Source organism: Helicobacter mastomyrinus, assembly GCF_039555295.1.
Taxonomy (GTDB): domain Bacteria; phylum Campylobacterota; class Campylobacteria; order Campylobacterales; family Helicobacteraceae; genus Helicobacter_C; species Helicobacter_C mastomyrinus.
On sequence record NZ_CP145316.1, the window covers coordinates 1,000,237 to 1,018,234 of the forward strand.

Here is a 17,998-nt window from a genome sequence, read left to right on the forward strand (position 1 = left end):
TCAACACCCCATACCCTTGAATTGCCCTATTTTGCTTTTGATTAATCTTCACAAGGCATAATGCCAAGCTCAAAACTTAAAACAAAATTATTGTGAAAAGGATAAAAAAATGGCTTCAGTAACATTCAAAGGAAACCCGGTCAATCTTTTAGGAAATAATGTAGAGGTAGGCGTAGCTGCTCCTAGCGTAACGCTAAAGGCAGGAGATTTAAGCGATATAACCATTGGTGGAGCTAACAATAAAGCTCAAATCATTTTAACTATGCCAAGCCTAGATACTCCTGTATGCGCTACGCAGGCGAGAGATTTTAATAAAAAAATTGCTTCATATCCAAATGCTGAAGCTGTGATTGTAACCTTAGATTTGCCTTTTGCTATGGGGAGATTCTGCAGTACAGAGGGCATTACCAACCTTAAAGTGGCAAGTGATTTTATCGCCAAAGAGTTTGGAGAAAAATATGGCGTTTTAATCGGCGATGGTGCGCTTAAAGGACTTTTAGCTCGAGCTATTTTTGTAATCAAAGATGGCAAAATAGCCTATAAAGACATTGTGAGCGAAATCACAGAGTTGCCAAACCTAAAGCCTTTAGATACCCTCTTTAGCGGTGGCTGTGGCTGCTCTCGCTAAATTCTTGCCTTAGGGCAAGGTTCTATACGCTTTTCTATATCAAGCCTACACTTTGGTTATAACAAATCAGAGCCATTTAGGATTTGCCGTCCAGCTTACAGAAAGCCATATTTTATAGCTTGGTATCTCTAGTGCTTTCTCTATCCGCTCTCTTATCGTATCAAATTCCTGCATACTCACAGGCTTAAAGTTCCTATCTGTGAGGATATTCACCTCTACCATATAGAATCTACCTGATTTAGCCACGTGCGTATCATAATCGCTAAAGCCAAATTCTGCGCTTAAAGCCTCCATAATCGCTGTGATTTTTTCATCGATCTCTGGCGGGGCTACCATAATCAAATCTTTGAAATTTACAATAGCTATGCGAATAGGCGACACGCAAAGCAGTAAGGATAATAGGGCTAAAAGCATAGGGTCAATGTATAGTGCTAGGGGGTGAGCCTCGCTACTTTGAGAATCTATAAGCACAAAGCCAAAAAATGGCAACAAATAGATAATTCCAAAAGCTGCCAATGCACCCAAATACAGCACACAATCGATTTTCCATTCAGTATTATCTACTTTAATCAAATCAGATTCTAGCACCTTTGCATACACTAATGTATAGCCAAATAGCAACGCACAAAACACACAAGCACATAGGCTATAAATCGCCGCACCACCAAGCTCTACCGCATATCCTCCGTGCAAAATGCTTTGAATTGCATTAATAAAGGCATATACACAGACAAATACCAGCACTAAAGACTTAAACAGATTCACCATTGGTTCAAATCGCACATAGCCGTATTGAAAAATATCATCATCCTCTTTATAAATATAACGCGAGGTAACCACACTAAGCGCCCCTAATCCCACGCTAATAAGCGCTACAAATCCATCAAAGATAACCGCCATAGACTTTACCAAAATCCCAAAGCCAATGCCAAAAATCGCTAGAGTGAGTGCGCTAAACATCGATACTTTTAGCACAAATTGCTCTTTTTGCGAGGCTTTGAGCACATCTTGCAGAGAATCTTTGAGGTTTTTCAAATGCGAATGTGCGCTCTCTTTTGTTTTCTGCTTTGCTGTCTCTCTGTCTTGAGAGGCAGAATCTTTATGAAAACGCAATTTATTATCGCGCACACTTGAGCCATAGCCTAGATAGTTTTTATCGCTTTTGGGAGAAAGTCCGCATTCATAAGCGTGAGAAGTAGGAGTAGATTTCATACAATGCCTTTGGTGATAAGATATAAAACAAATGGTTTTATTAAAATAATCCTATCCACTTTCTCGCTCAGCTATCGTGGTGAAAAACATCGGGAAAAAAGAGGGCAGTTTCGAGGATATACCTCTCACTCCGCCGATGTTGCAAGTGTGGATAAGCACTTCGTGCGTATGAAGCTAGAAGCGGATGCAGCGAAGCAAATTCCGTAAGGACAAAAAGCGAAGCTCTCCCCGATTGCAAAAAAAGTAATCCTGTAAAGGCAAAAAGCCACCGCTTTATTCTTTTTTAGGTTGGGGAGAGGGGAAACCTTTTCTTTTTGCGACAAATAAAAAATCTAAAGTGTTAAGATAATAAATATCAAGCAAAACCTATCATTTTTGGCCAAAACAAGATTTCAAAATTGCTTACCCATAAGTGAGAATATACCTGACTTGTAGATTGCTTCGGTGATTCTCCCCTCGCAATGACGTTTGGCGTGGATTGCTTTGGCTGCCTTGCTCCCCCTTACATATCGCTACTAGATTACTACCCGCCCCTATGACACTTTAATATGAGGCTTTAAAAGGATACTAGATACCCGCTCACTCCGCATAAGACAAAATAAAATATTTATAGCATATAGCCTTAGTTTTTATCTGTATCCACAAGCTTATTCGCGCCAATCCAAGGCATCATTGAGCGCAATCTTTTGCCCACTTTTTCAATTTTATGCTCACTTAGATTCTTTCTCTCCGCATTCATTCGTGCATATCCAGCTTTACGCTCTAAGATAAAATCTTTTGCAAATCGCCCTTGTTGAATGTCGCATAAAATTGCCTTCATCGCTTGTTTTGATTCTGCATTAATCACACGATGACCGCTCACCATATCGCCGTATTCTGCGGTATTTGAGATAGAGTATCGCATATTTGCCAAGCCACCCTCATAGATTAAATCCACAATCAATTTTAGCTCGTGCAAACACTCAAAATATGCCATTTCTTCAGGGTATCCCGCCTCTACTAATGTCTCAAATCCAGCCTTTACCAAGCTCGTAACGCCTCCACAAAGCACAGCTTGCTCACCAAATAAATCTGTTTCTGTCTCATCTTTGAAAGTGGTTTCAATAATCCCGCTTCTGCCTCCGCCAATCGCACTTGCATAGCTTAAGGCAATCGCCTTAGCGTCATTTCTGCTTGTATCTTGTGCTACTGCGATTAAATCCGGAATCCCACCACCTTTTACAAACTCACTTCTAACGGTGTGTCCCGGAGCTTTTGGAGCGACCATAATCACGCCAACTCCCTTTGGTGCGATAATCTGCCCAAAATGAATATTGAATCCGTGTCCAAAAGCGATGATTTTATCCTCACTCAAATGCGGGGCAATATCCTTAGCAAATACATCAGCTTGCAGCTCATCAGGGATTAAAATCATAATCACATCAGCGATTTTTGTCGCCTCACTCACTTCAAGCACTTTAAATTTTTTCGCCTCTGCCTTAGCCCAGCTAGAGCCGCCCTTATATAGCCCGATTACCACATCTACTCCAGAATCTCGCAAGTTTTCCGCGTGTGCGTGTCCTTGGCTCCCAAAGCCAATGATAGCTACCTTTTTCTTTTGTATAAGCCCTAAATCACAATCTTTGTCGTAATACACTTGTAATGCCATTATCTTTCCTTTCTAGGCATAAGCGCCTTTCAAAATAAAATAAAACCTCAATTATAGTTAAAACAAACTTAGTTATAATTAATACCATTTCAAAAAGCCATAAGGAAATAGTATGCGACCTCAACACAAAGGCAATTCTATGCCCCAACCCTTGCTTGAAAACGCACAAATTGATTTTGTATTTCAAACCATTATCCACCTCTTGCAAAATGTCGATGTAGAGCTAAAAGAAGCCTTTATCCGCATTAAGCAATCCATAGAAAAGCACGATAGCACCACTCTTTTAGCTACTTTGACACAGCTTAATACACAAGATAAAACACTCTCTATTATCAAAGCCTTTACCCTCTATCATATGCTACTCAATATCATTGAAGAGCTTAATGCAAGTGCTAATATGGAATCAAACAAACTTGCCAAAACTCTGCAAGAACTTGCTAAAGAGGGCTATGAAAAGCCTGAAACTCTAGCGATTTTAGAACAATTATGCTTTTATCCTGTCTTTACCGCACACCCTACAGAATCTCGTCGCCGCACATTCCTTGAAGCACATCATCAAATGAGTGAAAATATCAAAGCTATTTTTATGCACAATGATGAAAAAGCTAAAAATCAGCTACTTTACCGCCTCACATTGCTATGGCACACACATTTAGTAAGAAGTGAGAAAATGGAGATTCTCTATGAGCTTGATAATCTGCTTTATATCATTGAAAGCTCCGTGCTAGAATCTGCCACAGAAGTGCTAAATGCGGTTGAAACCCTACTTGATAAACCCTTAGAATCCTCCCCCATCACGCTAGGAAGCTGGATAGGGGGCGATAGAGATGGCAATCCTTATGTGAATAATGAAATTATGACAAAGGTGATGAAAATTACGCATAATGCGATTATCAACATCTATATTAACAAATGTGAGAAGCTCATTCGGGAGCTTTCTTTGTCTATGGATTTTATGAAGCCCACTCGCACCCTTATGCAATCGCTCCATAATGAAACCCACGAGCTTCCACAGAGTGAGGCGACACTCTATGCCAAAGAGCCTTTCCGCGCAAAACTCTACCTCATAAGAAAAAAGCTCAAAAACCGCCTTATTGCGATTAATGCCCCTGAATCTGTGCGTTTTACCTATGCTAACTCACACGAGCTTTTAACAGATATTGATATGCTTATAGAATCTCTAGATTCCATAAGCGCACAAGGCTTGAGAGAATTTCGCCATCTTGTGCTTTTAGGGGGATTCCATTTATTTGGACTTGACTTTAGGGAGCATAGAGATACCATCTTAAATAGCATAAGCGAGATTTTCTGTCTGCTTGGTTTAAGCGATAGCGATTTTAAGGATTTGAGTGAGAGTAAAAAATGCGCGATTTTAAATATCGCCTTAAGCAAAAAATATGAGCTACATACGCTTATCGATCAGCTTTCTCAACCTACACAGCAGCTTGTAGGTGCATTTTTACGCATACAATGGGCGAAAAAACACATCAGTGAGCGGATTTTGCAAAGCTTTATTATCTCTATGAGTAGCGAGGCGAGTGATTTACTCTGTGTGCTGTGGTTTGCTAAGCAAAGTGGCTTATGGAAAGGGGGTAAAAAGAGTGAGGGTAAAAGAGGCAAGGCGAGGATTTCTATCACGCCGCTTTTTGAGACGATTGATGACTTGCAGAGAGCGCAACATATCATCAAGGTGCTTCATACCAATCCGCACTATCAGCAATATATGTATGATAATGACAATACGCAAGAAATTATGGTGGGCTATTCGGATTCAAGTAAAGATGGCGGGATTTTCGCAAGTAATTATAATCTGCATTGTGCCATTAGCAACATTACACATTTGCAAGATGAGCTAGGCATTAAGATTAACTTTTTTCACGGCAGGGGCGGGAGCGTGAGTCGTGGGGGAGGTAGCTTAGAAGAAGCGCTTCTCTCCTCTGCGCCTAAAAGCGTATATAAGCAACTCAAAACAACGGAGCAAGGCGAGATGATAAGCGCAAAATACTTACACAAACATATCGCTAAAAAGAATCTCTCAAGCACTTTATGCGCCTTGCTGAAAAAGGAGGTAGCAGATACATTTTGTCTCAATGGCGCTTGTGAGAGCGATTCGCCTATTATGGCATTGCTTAAACCTGTATCTTTAGCTTCTTATGCGGCTTATCGTGCCCTTGTATATGAAAATAAGGGCTTTATGAGCTATTTCAAAATGGCAACGCCCATCGCCTTTATACAGAATCTCCATCTAGGCTCAAGACCAAGCAAACGCAAGGATACACAAAGAGTGGAGGATTTACGTGCGATTCCTTGGGTGTTTGCTTGGACGCAAAATCGCTCTATTATCCCTGCGTGGTATGGGTTAGGCAGTGGGTTAGCAAAGGGGGATAAAAACGCCCTCAAAGACTGCTATCAGCAATCGCTTTTCTTTAAAACAACCATTGATAATATCTCTCAAGCAATGCTTAAAGTGGATTTAGATATTGCTAGGCTATATAGCGCATTTGTGGCGGATAAGGCGGTGCGCGATGGGATTTGGGAATGTATTTATACAGAGTATCAGCTGACTTTGGAAAATCTGCTGCATCTGCGCGGGGAGAGTGAGCTACTAGATTCCCAAAGGGCGGTTAGAGAATCTATCCTTTTGCGTAAGCCCTACCTTAGTGTGCTTAATCTCACGCAAATTGAATTGATTAAGAAATATCAAAGCTGTGGCTATGCAAAAGCAAAGGAGAGAATCTTAGAGCAAATCCACGCTACGATTGTGGGTATCGCACAAGGCATTCGCAACACGGGGTGAGAGAGGATCTAAACTCTACCTAGAGCAATGATATTTTAACAAAAGATAGACGATAATGCAAATATGCCTCATATAAGCATTAAATAACCTTTAACCAATATAATTACAGCAATTCTTAAAACATAAGGCAGGCGATGAAAAATAAGCTTGATTTTGATACATTTTTACAAAGTCTTCAAACGAGTAATAGGACTTTAGATTTCTTTGTGGATTGGCAAAAATGCTTAAAAAATAGAGATGATATAAGCATAGCCTTAAATCATTTGAATTTTTTGCTTGGTAAAGAGAGGAGTGAGCTTAAAGCTTGCATTAAAAAACTTTTTGGGGAATATCCAAAGGCTTTTAATGTGTTGCATATTCTTATTGCGGTAAGAGACAAAAAGGATTTGGTGCTTGATGTAAAGGGGGATTTTGTTCCATTAAATACTTATTTTGTAAGCGTTGAAAAAATCTATGAGTTTATCTCTCAAACGGGTTTAGAGCAGATTTTTTGCAATAAAAATATTAGGGATTTAAATGATTTTGTGTTTGGTATAGAGGTGGGGCTTGATAGCAATGCAAGGAAAAACCGCAGTGGCAAAGCTATGGAAAAATGTATTAGCAATATTTTTTCTGAGGCTGAACTCATTTTTAAAGAGCAAGTTGATATTAGAGATTTTAAAGATTTGCACGAAGCCTTTGGGGTGGATATTAAAAAATTTGACTTTGTGATTTATGGCAAAAATAAAACGTATTTTATAGAATCTAACTTTTATACAGGTGGCGGCAGTAAGCTGAACGAAACAGCAAGATCTTATCAAGATTTAACCCCTAAATTTGAAGCATTTTCAAACTATAAATTTATTTGGATTACTGATGGTAAGGGTTGGCTTAGTGCGAAAAACAAGCTACAAGAGGCTTATAAATATGTGGAAATTTATAATTTAAGCAATCTTAAAAATTTTATACAAAGGGTTAAAAATGACACTGCCACGTTTTGACAAAGATTTAAACCCCTGCTTTGTCAGCAATGATAAGCTTTTTACACTCTATCAAGGCGATTGTAATAAGATTTTGCCTCAATGTGAAAATAGCATTGATTTAATCTTTGCCGACCCGCCTTATTTTCTCTCAAATGATGGCTTAAGCATACAAAGCGGTAAAATCGTGAGTGTGAATAAGGGCGAATGGGACAAAGAAGCAAATATCACAGATATTGACGCATTTAATATGGAATGGATAAGCAATGCAAAAACTGCCCTCAAAAGCACGGGCAGCATTCTCATTAGCGGCACTTATCATAATATTTTTTCTTTAGGCAGAGCCTTGCAAAAGCTTGATTTTAAGATTCTAAATCTCATCACTTGGCAAAAGACCAATCCCCCGCCAAATTTTAGTTGCCGCTATTTGACACATTCTACTGAGCAAATTATTTGGGCAAGAAAGAGCGTAAAACACAAGCATATTTTTCACTATGAGATTCTAAAAAAGCTTAATGGAGATAAGCAAATGCGTGATGTGTGGAGCTTCCCTGCGATTGCTCCTTGGGAAAAGGCAAATGGCAAACACCCCACACAAAAGCCTTTGAATCTGCTTGTAAGACTGCTTTTAATGGCAAGTGATACGGATTCTCTTATCTGTGATCCTTTTAGTGGCAGTTCCACCACAGGTATAGCGGCAAATCTTTTAGGTAGAAAATTTATCGGTATAGAAAAAGAAAAAGATTTTATAGATATATCCACAGCAAGAAAATTAGAGCTTGAAAGCAATTTTGATGACATAAGAAAGAGAATTGCGGACTTAAAAAATATGCAATAAGGATTTTAAACGATAAAAGAGGGTTAAAAATTTAGAAAAGCCCCACAAAATAGCGTTAAATAAAAGGCTAATTAAAACATTAAAAAGCACTTATAATGTTCATATTTTGCTGTGTGTTGCATAAAGATTCGTAATCGTAGCAAGATGAAAGTTATTTCAAAGAAGTTTAGAGCATTGTTTGCTTGATGAACATTTTAGTGAGTTTATTTAAAGAGTAGAATCTACCCTCCCAAATGGCAGGGAGGGTAAAAATAGAAATATGTGAGAATTGAAGCGGGGCTTACATCATACCGCCCATACCACCCATTCCGCCCATATCTGGCATTGCTGGAGCTGGTTTGTCCTCTTTGACTTCATTAATAGTCGCTTCCGTAGTGAGCAGGAGGCTTGATACAGAGACGGCATTTTGCAGTGCTACACGCGTAACCTTAAGCGGATCGATAATGCCCTCTTTAAACATATCCACATACTCGCCCGTAGCAGCGTTAAACCCAAAGCCATCTTTTGCATTTTTTTCTACTTCATTGACTACCACACCCGCATCATATCCAGCATTTGCGGCAATTTGCCCAAGAGGTGCTTTAATAGCGCGTTTGATAATATCATAGCCAACCGCCTCATCACCCTCAAGCTTAAGTTTTACTTTTTGTGAAGCACGGATAAGCGCAGAGCCACCACCAATAACAATACCTTCATCAACTGCTGCTTTTGTCGCAGAAAGCGCATCATCTACGCGGTCCTTTTTCTCTTTCATCTCTACTTCACTTGCAGCACCTACCTTGATAACAGCTACACCGCCACTAAGCTTAGCCAATCGCTCTTGGAGCTTTTCTCTATCATAATCGCTTGTAGTGTTTTCAATTTCCATTTTGATTTGTGCGATTCTATCTTTGACATCTTTTGTCTTGCCCTTACCATCAACGATAGTCGTATTATCTTTATCAATGACAATTCTTGCCGCACTTCCTAAATCCGCTAAAGTCGCAGATTCTAAAGTCTTACCAAGCTCCTCGCTAATGACTTGTCCGCCGGTAAGAATGGCTATATCTTGTAACATTGCCTTGCGTCTATCGCCAAAGCCCGGAGCTTTAACTGCTGATACATTAAGCACACCGCGCAATTTATTCACTACCAAAGTCGTAAGAGCCTCGCCCTCGATGTCTTCAGCAATAATCAAAAGCGGTTTGCCACTTTGCATAGTCGCCTCAAGTAATGGCAGAATCTCTTTCATATTAGAGATTTTCTTATCGGTTAAAAGCACATAGGCGTTTTCAAGCTGTGCTGTCATCTTATCAGTATTAGTTACAAAATATGCGGAGAGGTAGCCTCTATCAAACTGCATACCTTCAACCACGCTTAACTCATCATTAATCCCCTTTGCTTCCTCAACAGTAATAACGCCATCTTTGCCTACTTTTTCCATCGCTTCAGCAATGAGTGCACCGATATTTTCATCGGAATTTGCAGAGATAGTCGCCACTTGGGCAATGTCGCTCTTGCCACCTACTTTTTTACTTGCTTTTTTCAATTCCTCTACGATAGCCGTTACTGCTTTATCCATACCACGTTTTACCTCGATAGGATTTGCCCCAGCAGTGATGTTTCGCAAACCTTCTTTATAAATACTATAGGCTAAAACGGTAGCTGTTGTCGTACCATCACCGGCTGCATCAGCTGTCTTACTCGCTACTTCTTTTACAAGCTGTGCGCCCATATTAGCGATAGGATCGGCTAATTCAATCTCTTTTGCCACAGAAACACCATCTTTTGTAATAGCCGGTGCGCCATAGCTCTTTTGAATCAGTACATTACGCCCTTTTGGTCCCATTGTTACCTTTACAGCATCGCTTAATTGCTTAATGCCCTCATATAACTTATTTCTTGCAGAATCTGAAAAATGAATTTCTTTACTTGCCATATCTTACTCCTTAAGCTTTATTATTTTTCGATAACGCCCAAAATATCATCTAGTTCTAAAACCATATATTCTTTAGAATCTAGCTTGATTTCCGCGCCCTTATATTTGCCAAATACGACTTTATCATTTTCTTTAAGCACCTTATCATCTTTGAGCTTCGCACTCACTGCCTTTACAATACCCACAAGAGGCTTTTCTTTCGCATTGTCTGGGATAATAATGCCTGAACTCGTTTTAGTATCTTCCTCAACGCGTTCTACAAGAACTCTTTCACCCAAAGGTCTAAATTTCATTATGGACTCCTTGCAATATATTAAAGTTAATCAAAAATTTAGCACTTAATTTTTGAAGTGCGAGAATTCTATATGTTTTTATTAAACAAGTCAATACTTTATGGTTAATTTATAAATAAACTTTAGTATAATAAACTAAGATTATGTATGTTTTACTATATAAACTTTATAAATTTTTCATAATAAACTTGATTCAAGCAACCCAACGTATCACACAATAATCATAATTTTAGACAGCGAATCTGTTAGCCTGATTTTGCTAAATATTATTTCAGCACTTCAATAATGTACTTGTTTTTACTTCGCAAAAGCCAGAGGGGGTTTAAATCTCATCATAAACTTACATTCCTACAAATTTAAGCCTAACTAAAAGCTATATGCGCCTCACCTCCTCATAGTTTTGCCTTTATATTTAAGAGTATAACACGCGCCTAAGAATTAGCAAAGAGGCATACCTCCACACAAAGTTGAGATTGAAATAAGGTATAATTAAAGAAGGAAGCATATAATCAATATTTAATAAATCTTTAAAGAATGTCTTTCATCACTTTAAGCTTTAAATATAAAGAAGAAAACAAAGTTTTTGAGCATATTTTTTGTTAATAAAACCCATTTTTTGCTACAATCGCATATTTTGACTTCGACATTGATATGGAGTTTGCTCTATGAATTATAAAGATACTTTGATTTTGCCTGATACTAGCTTTCCAATGCGAGGAAATCTCCCTCAAAATGAGCCACAAACCTATGCAAAATGGCGTGATGAAAGGCTTTATAATCGCCTTAAAACTCGCTCCCTCCCCAATGCTAAAAGCTTTTGTCTACACGATGGTCCCCCTTATGCAAACGGACATTTACATATAGGACATGCTTTGAATAAGACTCTAAAAGATATTATTATCAAATATCGCTATTTTAAGGGAGAAAATATTCGCTATACGCCCGGGTGGGATTGCCACGGATTGCCTATCGAACAGCAGGTAGAGCAAAAAATCGGCAAGGCAAAAAAGGATAGCCTAGAGAAAACCAAGCTCCGCGCCCTCTGCCGCGAACACGCACAAAAATTTATCACCATTCAATCAAGTGAGTTTCAATCTTTAGGTATTTTAGGAGATTTTGAGAATCCTTATAAAACAATGGATTTTGCCTTTGAAGCGCAAATTTATCGCGCCCTTATCGCGCTTGTTAAAGAAGGGCTTTTGGCAGAGCGGTTTAAGCCTATTTATTGGAGCTGGGCGTGTGAGAGTGCGCTTGCTGATGCAGAGGTGGAATATCAAGATAAACAATCAGATTCTATATTTGTCGCCTTTGATTTAAACGATAAGGCATTAAAAAAGCTAGGTATCCCACAAGGGAAGCCCATTATTTGGACGACTACGCCTTGGACACTCCCTGCGAATGTCGCCCTTGCCTTTAATCCTACAGAATCTTATGTGCTTACTGATGATGGCTACATCGTGGAGGCAAACTTACATAGCGCGTTGGTAAAGCAGCTTGGCATTAGCGCAGGTATCACACACACTTTTGAGGCGAAAAAATTAGAGGGTTTAGAGGCGATAAATCCACTTAATAAACGAATCTCACTTATCATTTTGGGTGAACACGTAGGTGTAAGTGATGGCACAGGCATCGTGCATACTGCACCGGGACACGGCGAAGATGACTACTATGTGGGATTAAAATATAATTTGCAAGTGATTATGCCCGTTGATGATAAAGGAAATTTTAGCCCTTTGGTAGAATCTATGGGGCTTGTGCCAGAAGCATTTGTAAGCGAATTTGTGGGAAAACATATCTTTGATACACACGAGAGTATTTTTAAGATTCTAGGCAAGGCATTGCTTAAGAGAGATATAATTACACATAGCTATCCGCATTGTTGGCGCTCTCATAAACCTGTGATTTATCGCGCCACTACGCAATGGTTTATCTTGCTTGATAAGCCCTTTTTTGCCGGTAAAACCTTAAAAGAAGTCGCCCTAAGTGAACTAGAAAAGGTGAGATTCTATCCTGCTAATGGCAAAAACAGAATCTATTCAATGATTGAAAATCGCCCTGATTGGTGTATCTCTCGGCAGAGGGATTGGGGTGTGCCTATCGCCTTTTTGATTGATAAAGATACAAATACACCTTTACTTGATGATGCGGTGCTAGAGCATATCGCAAACATCTTTGAAAAAGCAGGTTGCGATGCGTGGTGGAGCTATGAGGTAGAGAAGCTTTTGCCCCCAAGCCATCAGCATTTAAGCAAAAAACTCACAAAGAGTAAACATATCCTTGATGTGTGGTTTGATAGCGGCAGCACGTGGAGTGCGGTGCTTGATAATGAATACAGAATCAAGGGCAATAACTATGACGCAGGGGCATATCCTGCAGATATGTATTTAGAGGGAAGCGATCAGCATAGAGGGTGGTTTCAAAGCTCACTTTTGCTCTCTTGTGCTATTGCTAAAAAAGCACCTTATAAAGAAGTGGTAACGCACGGCTTTACCTTTGACAGAAATGGTGAAAAAATGAGTAAAAGCAAAGGCAATGTGATTGCTCCAAATGAGATTATTAAGACACAAGGCAGTGAGATTCTAAGGCTGTGGGTGGCACTCAGCCATTATCAAAGCGACCAAAATATTAGCGATGAGATATTAAAGCAAGTGGGCGAACAATATCGCAAAATCCGCAATACGATACGATTTCTCCTTGCTAATGCAGCTATAAATCCGCAAGATATGGTAAGCAAAGATGAGCTAGGACAGATAGATAGATGGATTCTAAGTGAGTGCGATAGGGTGTTTGATGAGGCATATCACTACTTTGATGAATATGAGTTTGCTAAGGCATTAGGTGTAGTGATGAACTTCCTCACAAATGAGCTAAGCGGTATTTATTTGGATTTGTGCAAGGATATACTCTATTGTGATAGCGCAGATTCTATACGTCGCCGTGCCATACAGAGTGCTATGGTGATGATTTTGCGCTCTTTATTGCATTTTATCGCGCCTATACTTACCTATACAGCCGATGAAGCCTTTAATCACGCAAGCCACGCGGTAAAAGGAGCGCATAAAGATGTCTTTGATATGCTAAGAACTCCTTGCAAAGCGCATTATAATACGCAGGTTGATGTAGATTTTGCCTATTTATTGCGCGTGAGGGAAAAGTTTGGCGAAGTGTTAGATAGCCTTAAAAAGCAAAAGATTCTTAAATCCTCACTTGAAGTGCTGCTGCAAACTCCTAGCGATATAGCCCTGCTTGATAAATGGCTCATCATCTCTGGGGCAAAGAGCAAAGTGAGCGGTGGCGAGGCATTGGCAAGATTTGAGATTGAGGGGCAAGAGTTTGTGCTGTATAGGGCACAAAAAGACAAATGCGAGCGGTGCTGGCAATTTGTCGTTAGCGATTCTAGCCCATTGTGTGAGCGCTGTGCGGCTGTGGTAGAGAACATGAAGCAATGAAGTGGGCCAATGGGCTTTGTGGGTAAGCAAAGCGGTTATAAGTCTTTGCTAATTTGTGTTTAAGGATTACCTATGTCCCAAGATTCTATACATAATGCTAAAGATGGGGATTCATCCTCCCCAAAGGGATTTGAAAAACTCTTGTTGATTTTTATCCTTGCTTTTATGTCAAGTATCGCGCCACTTTCTACGGATATGTATCTCCCTGCTTTGCCAAATGTAAGTGAGAGCTTTGCGGTGAGCGATTTCTACGCACAGCTTTCACTTGCGGCATTTTTTATTGCCTTTGCTTTTGGGCAGTTGATATATGGACCACTAAGCGATGCCTTTGGGCGCAAAAAACCCTTGTATGTGGGGTTGGTGCTATTTATCACTTCAAGTATTGGCTGTGTGCTGGTAGATTCTATTTATGCCTTCATTGTGCTAAGATTTTTTGAAGCTTTAGGTGGCTGCGCGGGAGTGGTGATAGCTCGTGCAATAGTCAATGATAGGTTTGCACTCAAAGATGCTGCAAGTGTGTTTGCGTTGATGATGGTAATTTCCTCGCTCGCACCTATGCTCGCCCCTGCGCTTGGGTCTATATTACTTGGGTTTTTTGAATGGTATAGTATCTTTTTGACACTTTTTAGCTTAGGCATAGTGCTGTATATACTCATCATCTTTGTCCTTAAAGAATCTGCCCCTAAGACTAAAACGTCCTTTTCTCACCACGAAATCATCAAGCATTACAAACTCATTTTAAGCGATAAAATCTTTATGGTCTATGTGCTTTCAGGGGCATTTGCTATGGGGGCATTATTTGCCTATATTACGGGTTCATCATTTGTATTTATGAATGTTTTTGCATCAGATAAAAATATTTATAGCCTCATTTTTGCACTTAATGCCATAGGGTTGATGATATGCTCTACGCTTAATGCAAAGATTGTGCTTAAAACTTCACCTGAATATATATTAAAAAAGGCGTTTGTGGCTATGAGTGTGTTTGCTTGTATATTGATAGGTGCAGGAATGATAGGGGATTTTATATTGTTTGAAATGGCACTTTTTGCGACGCTTTCTTCACTAGGATTCTTACTGCCTAACCTTACGACTTTAGCAATGGCGCGATTTAAGGCATATTCAGGCACGGCAAGTGCTGTGCTAGGGACAATACAATTTACCTTAGCGGGTATTATGTCATTTCTTGTTGGGGCATTTGAAGCAAACACACCCATTTTGTTAGCATTAGCAATGGCAATTGCCGTGTGGTGCGGTAGTGGAATATATATGAGTATATTATTTACAAACAAAAAATAAAAAGTATAATATAATCATTCTTATTTTAAGGAGGATTATATGAGAATGTTCTGCTACATTGATATTGTAGGGCTTGTGGGGATTTTAAGTATGGGTTGTGCCACGAGCAGCAGCCTTAAGCATAAAAGTGCAGCAGCTACGGGCTGTCCGCCAAATGAAGCACAAATCAGCAACAAAAAGCATACTTTCTATCCTGCTGAAGGCTATACCTATCGTATTTCTTGCAATGGTAGGAGTTTTTATTGTGAAAGCACATCTATTGGCACAAAATGCGGCCCTACGCAATGAGAGAATCTTAAAGATTCTATTGAAATAGGAGTGTGCTAAGTGTTTATTTTAGGGATAAACCCCACCACATCCTGAGCTTTAGATAATGATTTGAGATTTTCTTACCATTAATTAAGGGATGGGCTTCATAGTCGGGGATGTAGCGGATTTTGGCAATCCCATATTAGCATTACCCTCAAACTGCCGCTCAAAGTAATCCATAGTTTGATAGCCTCCTAGTGCGTTTTTTATGTCTGCTTCGAGGCAGCCACTCATCGTAATGAAGCTTATAGAAAGTATGAAAAACATTATATGCCACATATCTATACCCTCGAATTGATATATACAATAATGAATTTGTGCAGCAAAACTGCAAACATTTTTCTTTAAGATGTGTGATTCTAGCGTTTATTTTCTAAAAGTGCCTTTACACTCTCGCGCACAATGGATATATTATGCGATAGGTTATATTCCTGTGCAGCTTTGTGGGAGTTTTGCTTATATCGCATAATATCCTCACAGCTTAGAGCATTAAGCGCATCAGTCAAAGAGCGGATAGCAAAATCACGCGTTATAATCACATTATGATATTTCTCACCAAGAGCCATCATCTGCACTAAAGGGGCATAAGCAAGGCTAAACGTGATTGGATGTATTCAAAAATTTATTAGACAAAGTGGAGCGGGGGGTTGTAATTATGCGGGGAGACATAGATAAACCCTATATCATAGGAATTGCCAAAAGGCACAATTTGATTAAGTGGTAGTGGAGATAAGATTCTAATATGTTTGCCTTGGGATTGCAGGGCTTGTATGCGGGATTCTATCTTAGTGCGGAATACCCTCTGCCCCCACCCGACAAAAATAAAATCTATGCAAAATCATTCATCAAGCCATTGACATAACTCTATCACCTCATCAATACCGCAATTTTGATTAAGTGCGCTGTGGTAGAGAATCTTTATACATTCTGCATTCACTGCCCTAGGCGTAAGATTATAAAAAGGTGGCAGGGGCATTAAAGGATGAGCATTAATCTCAAAATGCTTTTTATACATCTCACAAAAGGCAGAAGAAGCGGCAAAGACTCTATCTGCTTTAGGCATATAGGTAGCATAAAGATAACTATTGAAGCGTTTGAAAAGCACTCGCCAACACAAAGAGCTTGTGTTTTGCAATGGATAAAACTCTTGTGTGTCAAAAATGACTCTTGTTGTATGCCTTACCCCATCTTTATGTATGCGCTCGCTCCACTCTAATCCCGTAAATAGCACAGGTAAAAGCAAAAGGTCGTGGCACACCATATCATAGCAATAATGCTGCAAATGCTCGTAATCGCTAATCGATTGTGTATGAAGCTAAGTTTGTCTCATCTTTGAAGGGCGACATTGCAATAAAACTTAAACTCCTCCCATTTGGTGCGCCTTTTATAAGCTGAATAACTAAAGCTTTTAATGCTAATTTCCCTCTGCACAGCATCTTTAATTATCACAGGTGACATCTTGCTGCCATCATCATTATCAATCCCCATCACATTCAGCTCATAATCATCTTTAAGTATCTCTTATCATTGCCATAGCACGCGGACAAGTAGCTATATTGGCTGCTGCTAGGATTAAAATACGCTGCATCATTTATTTGTCCTTAGTTATCCTTTGCATTATCTTGCTTTTTTGAAAAACTTGTTCCTAAAAATTTTTTGCGATATACTTTTTGCACTTTTCCACAGCGGAGGCACTATCTGTAATTATCATTGTCTCCTCTCTAGGATAAAATGAAAGAAAATTGTAACTCCCTATCATAGACCATTGTATGCCTTCATTGTCCCATAAGAGCATTTTAGATTGTAAAAATTTGAATAATGTTGCAGCTCATCAATACTCGATTGATTATCCCTCGCCCAGTATCATCACGACCACATTTGAGAAAAATTTTTACATCTCTATTGAAGGCGAATTTAATATATTCCTCGTAGGGAATAAGTCCTGCTTGCCCAATCCACGGGAGGCTTATATAAATAAAACTTATCGCATAAGAAAACACATATTGCAGCACTTGCGAGGTTTCTTACACCCTAAGAATAGTGTTTGGGACAATAAGCTCTTTTGCCTTGGCTATCTCCTCAATCTTTGCCTTTTGTATCACTTTGTGAATATTCTCTTTGGGTTCTGCTTGCTCCATAATACTAAAGCTCTTTTTGTTCTTTCTCCCACTCATCAAACGCCCTTTTTAAGGTGTTAATTAATATTTGTGCATTATCTAATGCTTCATCATTAGAATCCTCAAGGTGAGTAAAGACTTTTTATTCACAAATAAGTTGTGTAGCATAAGCAATATTTTTACATCACCGCTTAACTTATTTACCACCCTAAAGACCTTTAAAATCTTATATCTTGTCTTAATTCTTGCCTTGCAGCATAACATCATACTATGAGATTCTAAGACAAGGCAGATTTCTTTGCGAGGCTTATTTCCATCAACCTTTTCATTATGTCCCAATCATAAATAGCATATAGTGTTGAAGTGTTACACTTTTCTTGTATGAAATCAACATATTCGCCCTCTGCACTTAATCTCTCAATTTCTATACCCTTTTTAAATTCCCTTCAGTAAAAGCCAATCCAAATTTACGCCATTAAAATTCATCACTCATCATTGCTCCTTTGATGTTTATTTATTATGATAACACAT

17 protein-coding genes and 1 pseudogene are annotated in these 17,998 nt (G+C 39.2%); 8 read left to right on the forward strand and 10 right to left on the reverse strand.

Features of this window, described 5'->3' with window-relative positions; all coding sequences use genetic code 11:
• Positions 1-109: 109 nt before the first annotated feature.
• Entirely contained in the window at positions 110-628 is a 519-nt protein-coding gene (gene tpx / locus V3I05_RS05020; RefSeq protein ID WP_300450029.1) for a thiol peroxidase, read from the forward strand.
• Between the two features lie 66 nt (positions 629-694).
• Here the strand turns inward: tpx and V3I05_RS05025 are convergent, their stop codons facing one another.
• Positions 695-1,840: a cation diffusion facilitator family transporter gene (locus tag V3I05_RS05025; protein ID WP_300446519.1), complete on the reverse strand. Its 1,146-nt coding sequence runs from the start codon at positions 1,838-1,840 to the stop codon at positions 695-697.
• 3 nt (positions 1,841-1,843) lie between these two features.
• Between V3I05_RS05025 and V3I05_RS05030 the strand changes: the two genes are divergently transcribed.
• Entirely contained in the window at positions 1,844-2,047 is a 204-nt protein-coding gene (locus V3I05_RS05030) for a hypothetical protein (RefSeq protein WP_300446522.1), read from the forward strand.
• A 415-nt stretch (positions 2,048-2,462) separates the two neighbouring features.
• Here V3I05_RS05030 and ilvC read toward each other — a convergent pair whose 3' ends face one another.
• On the reverse strand, positions 2,463-3,488 hold the full coding sequence (gene ilvC / locus V3I05_RS05035) for a ketol-acid reductoisomerase (RefSeq protein ID WP_300446525.1): 1,026 nt from the start codon (positions 3,486-3,488) through the stop codon (positions 2,463-2,465).
• 112 nt (positions 3,489-3,600) lie between these two features.
• Between ilvC and V3I05_RS05040 the strand changes: the two genes are divergently transcribed.
• The 3 genes from V3I05_RS05040 to V3I05_RS05050 all read left to right on the forward strand — a co-directional run bounded on the left by V3I05_RS05040 (position 3,601) and on the right by V3I05_RS05050 (position 8,082).
• Positions 3,601-6,285 carry a phosphoenolpyruvate carboxylase gene (locus V3I05_RS05040; RefSeq protein ID WP_343354224.1) on the forward strand — a complete coding sequence of 895 codons (2,685 nt, stop codon included), beginning with the start codon at positions 3,601-3,603 and terminating at the stop codon, positions 6,283-6,285.
• Positions 6,286-6,419: 134 nt separating this feature from the next.
• Entirely contained in the window at positions 6,420-7,265 is an 846-nt protein-coding gene (locus V3I05_RS05045; RefSeq protein WP_300859948.1) for a type II restriction endonuclease, read from the forward strand.
• Positions 7,246-8,082 carry a DNA-methyltransferase gene (locus V3I05_RS05050; protein ID WP_295701069.1) on the forward strand — a complete coding sequence of 279 codons (837 nt, stop codon included), beginning with the start codon at positions 7,246-7,248 and terminating at the stop codon, positions 8,080-8,082. The genes V3I05_RS05045 and V3I05_RS05050 overlap by 20 nt, the downstream gene beginning before the upstream one ends.
• A 280-nt stretch (positions 8,083-8,362) precedes the next feature.
• Here the strand turns inward: V3I05_RS05050 and groL are convergent, their stop codons facing one another.
• Positions 8,363-10,000, reverse strand: coding sequence for a chaperonin GroEL (gene groL, locus V3I05_RS05055; protein WP_343354225.1), 1,638 nt, complete (start codon positions 9,998-10,000; stop codon positions 8,363-8,365).
• A 29-nt stretch (positions 10,001-10,029) separates the two neighbouring features.
• A pseudogene (groES, locus tag V3I05_RS05060) lies at positions 10,030-10,293 on the reverse strand (co-chaperone GroES); the annotation flags it as partial.
• Positions 10,294-10,958: 665 nt separating this feature from the next.
• Between groES and ileS the strand changes: the two are divergent.
• The 3 genes from ileS (at position 10,959) to V3I05_RS05075 (ending at position 15,329) form a co-directional block, all read left to right on the forward strand.
• A complete protein-coding gene (gene ileS / locus V3I05_RS05065; RefSeq protein ID WP_343354226.1) occupies positions 10,959-13,742 on the forward strand; it encodes an isoleucine--tRNA ligase in 2,784 nt (927 codons plus the stop codon).
• A gap of 72 nt (positions 13,743-13,814) precedes the next feature.
• Positions 13,815-15,041: a multidrug effflux MFS transporter gene (locus V3I05_RS05070; RefSeq protein ID WP_343354227.1), complete on the forward strand. Its 1,227-nt coding sequence runs from the start codon at positions 13,815-13,817 to the stop codon at positions 15,039-15,041.
• 39 nt (positions 15,042-15,080) lie between these two features.
• A complete protein-coding gene (locus V3I05_RS05075; RefSeq protein ID WP_343354228.1) occupies positions 15,081-15,329 on the forward strand; it encodes a hypothetical protein in 249 nt (82 codons plus the stop codon).
• Between the two features lie 111 nt (positions 15,330-15,440).
• Here V3I05_RS05075 and V3I05_RS05080 read toward each other — a convergent pair whose 3' ends face one another.
• The 6 genes from V3I05_RS05080 to V3I05_RS05105 form a co-directional block, all read right to left on the reverse strand.
• Positions 15,441-15,629: a hypothetical protein gene (locus V3I05_RS05080; RefSeq protein ID WP_295701082.1), complete on the reverse strand. Its 189-nt coding sequence runs from the start codon at positions 15,627-15,629 to the stop codon at positions 15,441-15,443.
• An 80-nt stretch (positions 15,630-15,709) separates the two neighbouring features.
• A complete protein-coding gene (locus V3I05_RS05085) occupies positions 15,710-15,925 on the reverse strand; it encodes a hypothetical protein (RefSeq protein ID WP_295701085.1) in 216 nt (71 codons plus the stop codon).
• 263 nt (positions 15,926-16,188) lie between these two features.
• The gene (locus V3I05_RS05090) at positions 16,189-16,611 is read right to left on the reverse strand and encodes a hypothetical protein (RefSeq protein WP_295701088.1); all 423 of its coding nucleotides are present in this window, start codon (positions 16,609-16,611) and stop codon (positions 16,189-16,191) included.
• Between the two features lie 65 nt (positions 16,612-16,676).
• Entirely contained in the window at positions 16,677-16,838 is a 162-nt protein-coding gene (locus V3I05_RS05095) for a hypothetical protein (RefSeq protein WP_295701091.1), read from the reverse strand.
• 536 nt (positions 16,839-17,374) lie between these two features.
• Complete coding sequence (locus V3I05_RS05100; RefSeq protein WP_343354229.1) at positions 17,375-17,524, reverse strand: hypothetical protein; 150 nt, start codon at positions 17,522-17,524, stop codon at positions 17,375-17,377.
• Positions 17,525-17,566: 42 nt separating this feature from the next.
• A complete protein-coding gene (locus tag V3I05_RS05105) occupies positions 17,567-17,806 on the reverse strand; it encodes a hypothetical protein (RefSeq protein WP_300446548.1) in 240 nt (79 codons plus the stop codon).
• Positions 17,807-17,998 lie beyond the last annotated feature (192 nt).

Excerpts from the sequence above, each read along its gene's own strand:
- V3I05_RS05050 (WP_295701069.1), top strand. The coding sequence starts at position 7,246 with ATGACACTGCCACGTTTTGACAAAGATTTAAACCCCTGCTTTGTCAGC.
- V3I05_RS05095 (WP_295701091.1), bottom strand. The coding sequence starts at position 16,838 with ATGGGGATTGATAATGATGATGGCAGCAAGATGTCACCTGTGATAATT.
- ileS (WP_343354226.1), top strand. The coding sequence starts at position 10,959 with ATGAATTATAAAGATACTTTGATTTTGCCTGATACTAGCTTTCCAATG.
- V3I05_RS05090 (WP_295701088.1), bottom strand. The coding sequence starts at position 16,611 with ATGGTGTGCCACGACCTTTTGCTTTTACCTGTGCTATTTACGGGATTA.
- V3I05_RS05080 (WP_295701082.1), bottom strand. The coding sequence starts at position 15,629 with ATGTGGCATATAATGTTTTTCATACTTTCTATAAGCTTCATTACGATG.
- V3I05_RS05045 (WP_300859948.1), top strand. The coding sequence starts at position 6,420 with ATGAAAAATAAGCTTGATTTTGATACATTTTTACAAAGTCTTCAAACG.
- V3I05_RS05030 (WP_300446522.1), top strand. The coding sequence starts at position 1,844 with ATGCCTTTGGTGATAAGATATAAAACAAATGGTTTTATTAAAATAATC.
- V3I05_RS05025 (WP_300446519.1), bottom strand. The coding sequence starts at position 1,840 with ATGAAATCTACTCCTACTTCTCACGCTTATGAATGCGGACTTTCTCCC.
- V3I05_RS05070 (WP_343354227.1), top strand. The coding sequence starts at position 13,815 with ATGTCCCAAGATTCTATACATAATGCTAAAGATGGGGATTCATCCTCC.
- groL (WP_343354225.1), bottom strand. The coding sequence starts at position 10,000 with ATGGCAAGTAAAGAAATTCATTTTTCAGATTCTGCAAGAAATAAGTTA.
- tpx (WP_300450029.1), top strand. The coding sequence starts at position 110 with ATGGCTTCAGTAACATTCAAAGGAAACCCGGTCAATCTTTTAGGAAAT.
- V3I05_RS05040 (WP_343354224.1), top strand. The coding sequence starts at position 3,601 with ATGCGACCTCAACACAAAGGCAATTCTATGCCCCAACCCTTGCTTGAA.
- ilvC (WP_300446525.1), bottom strand. The coding sequence starts at position 3,488 with ATGGCATTACAAGTGTATTACGACAAAGATTGTGATTTAGGGCTTATA.
- V3I05_RS05075 (WP_343354228.1), top strand. The coding sequence starts at position 15,081 with ATGAGAATGTTCTGCTACATTGATATTGTAGGGCTTGTGGGGATTTTA.
- V3I05_RS05100 (WP_343354229.1), bottom strand. The coding sequence starts at position 17,524 with ATGAGTGGGAGAAAGAACAAAAAGAGCTTTAGTATTATGGAGCAAGCA.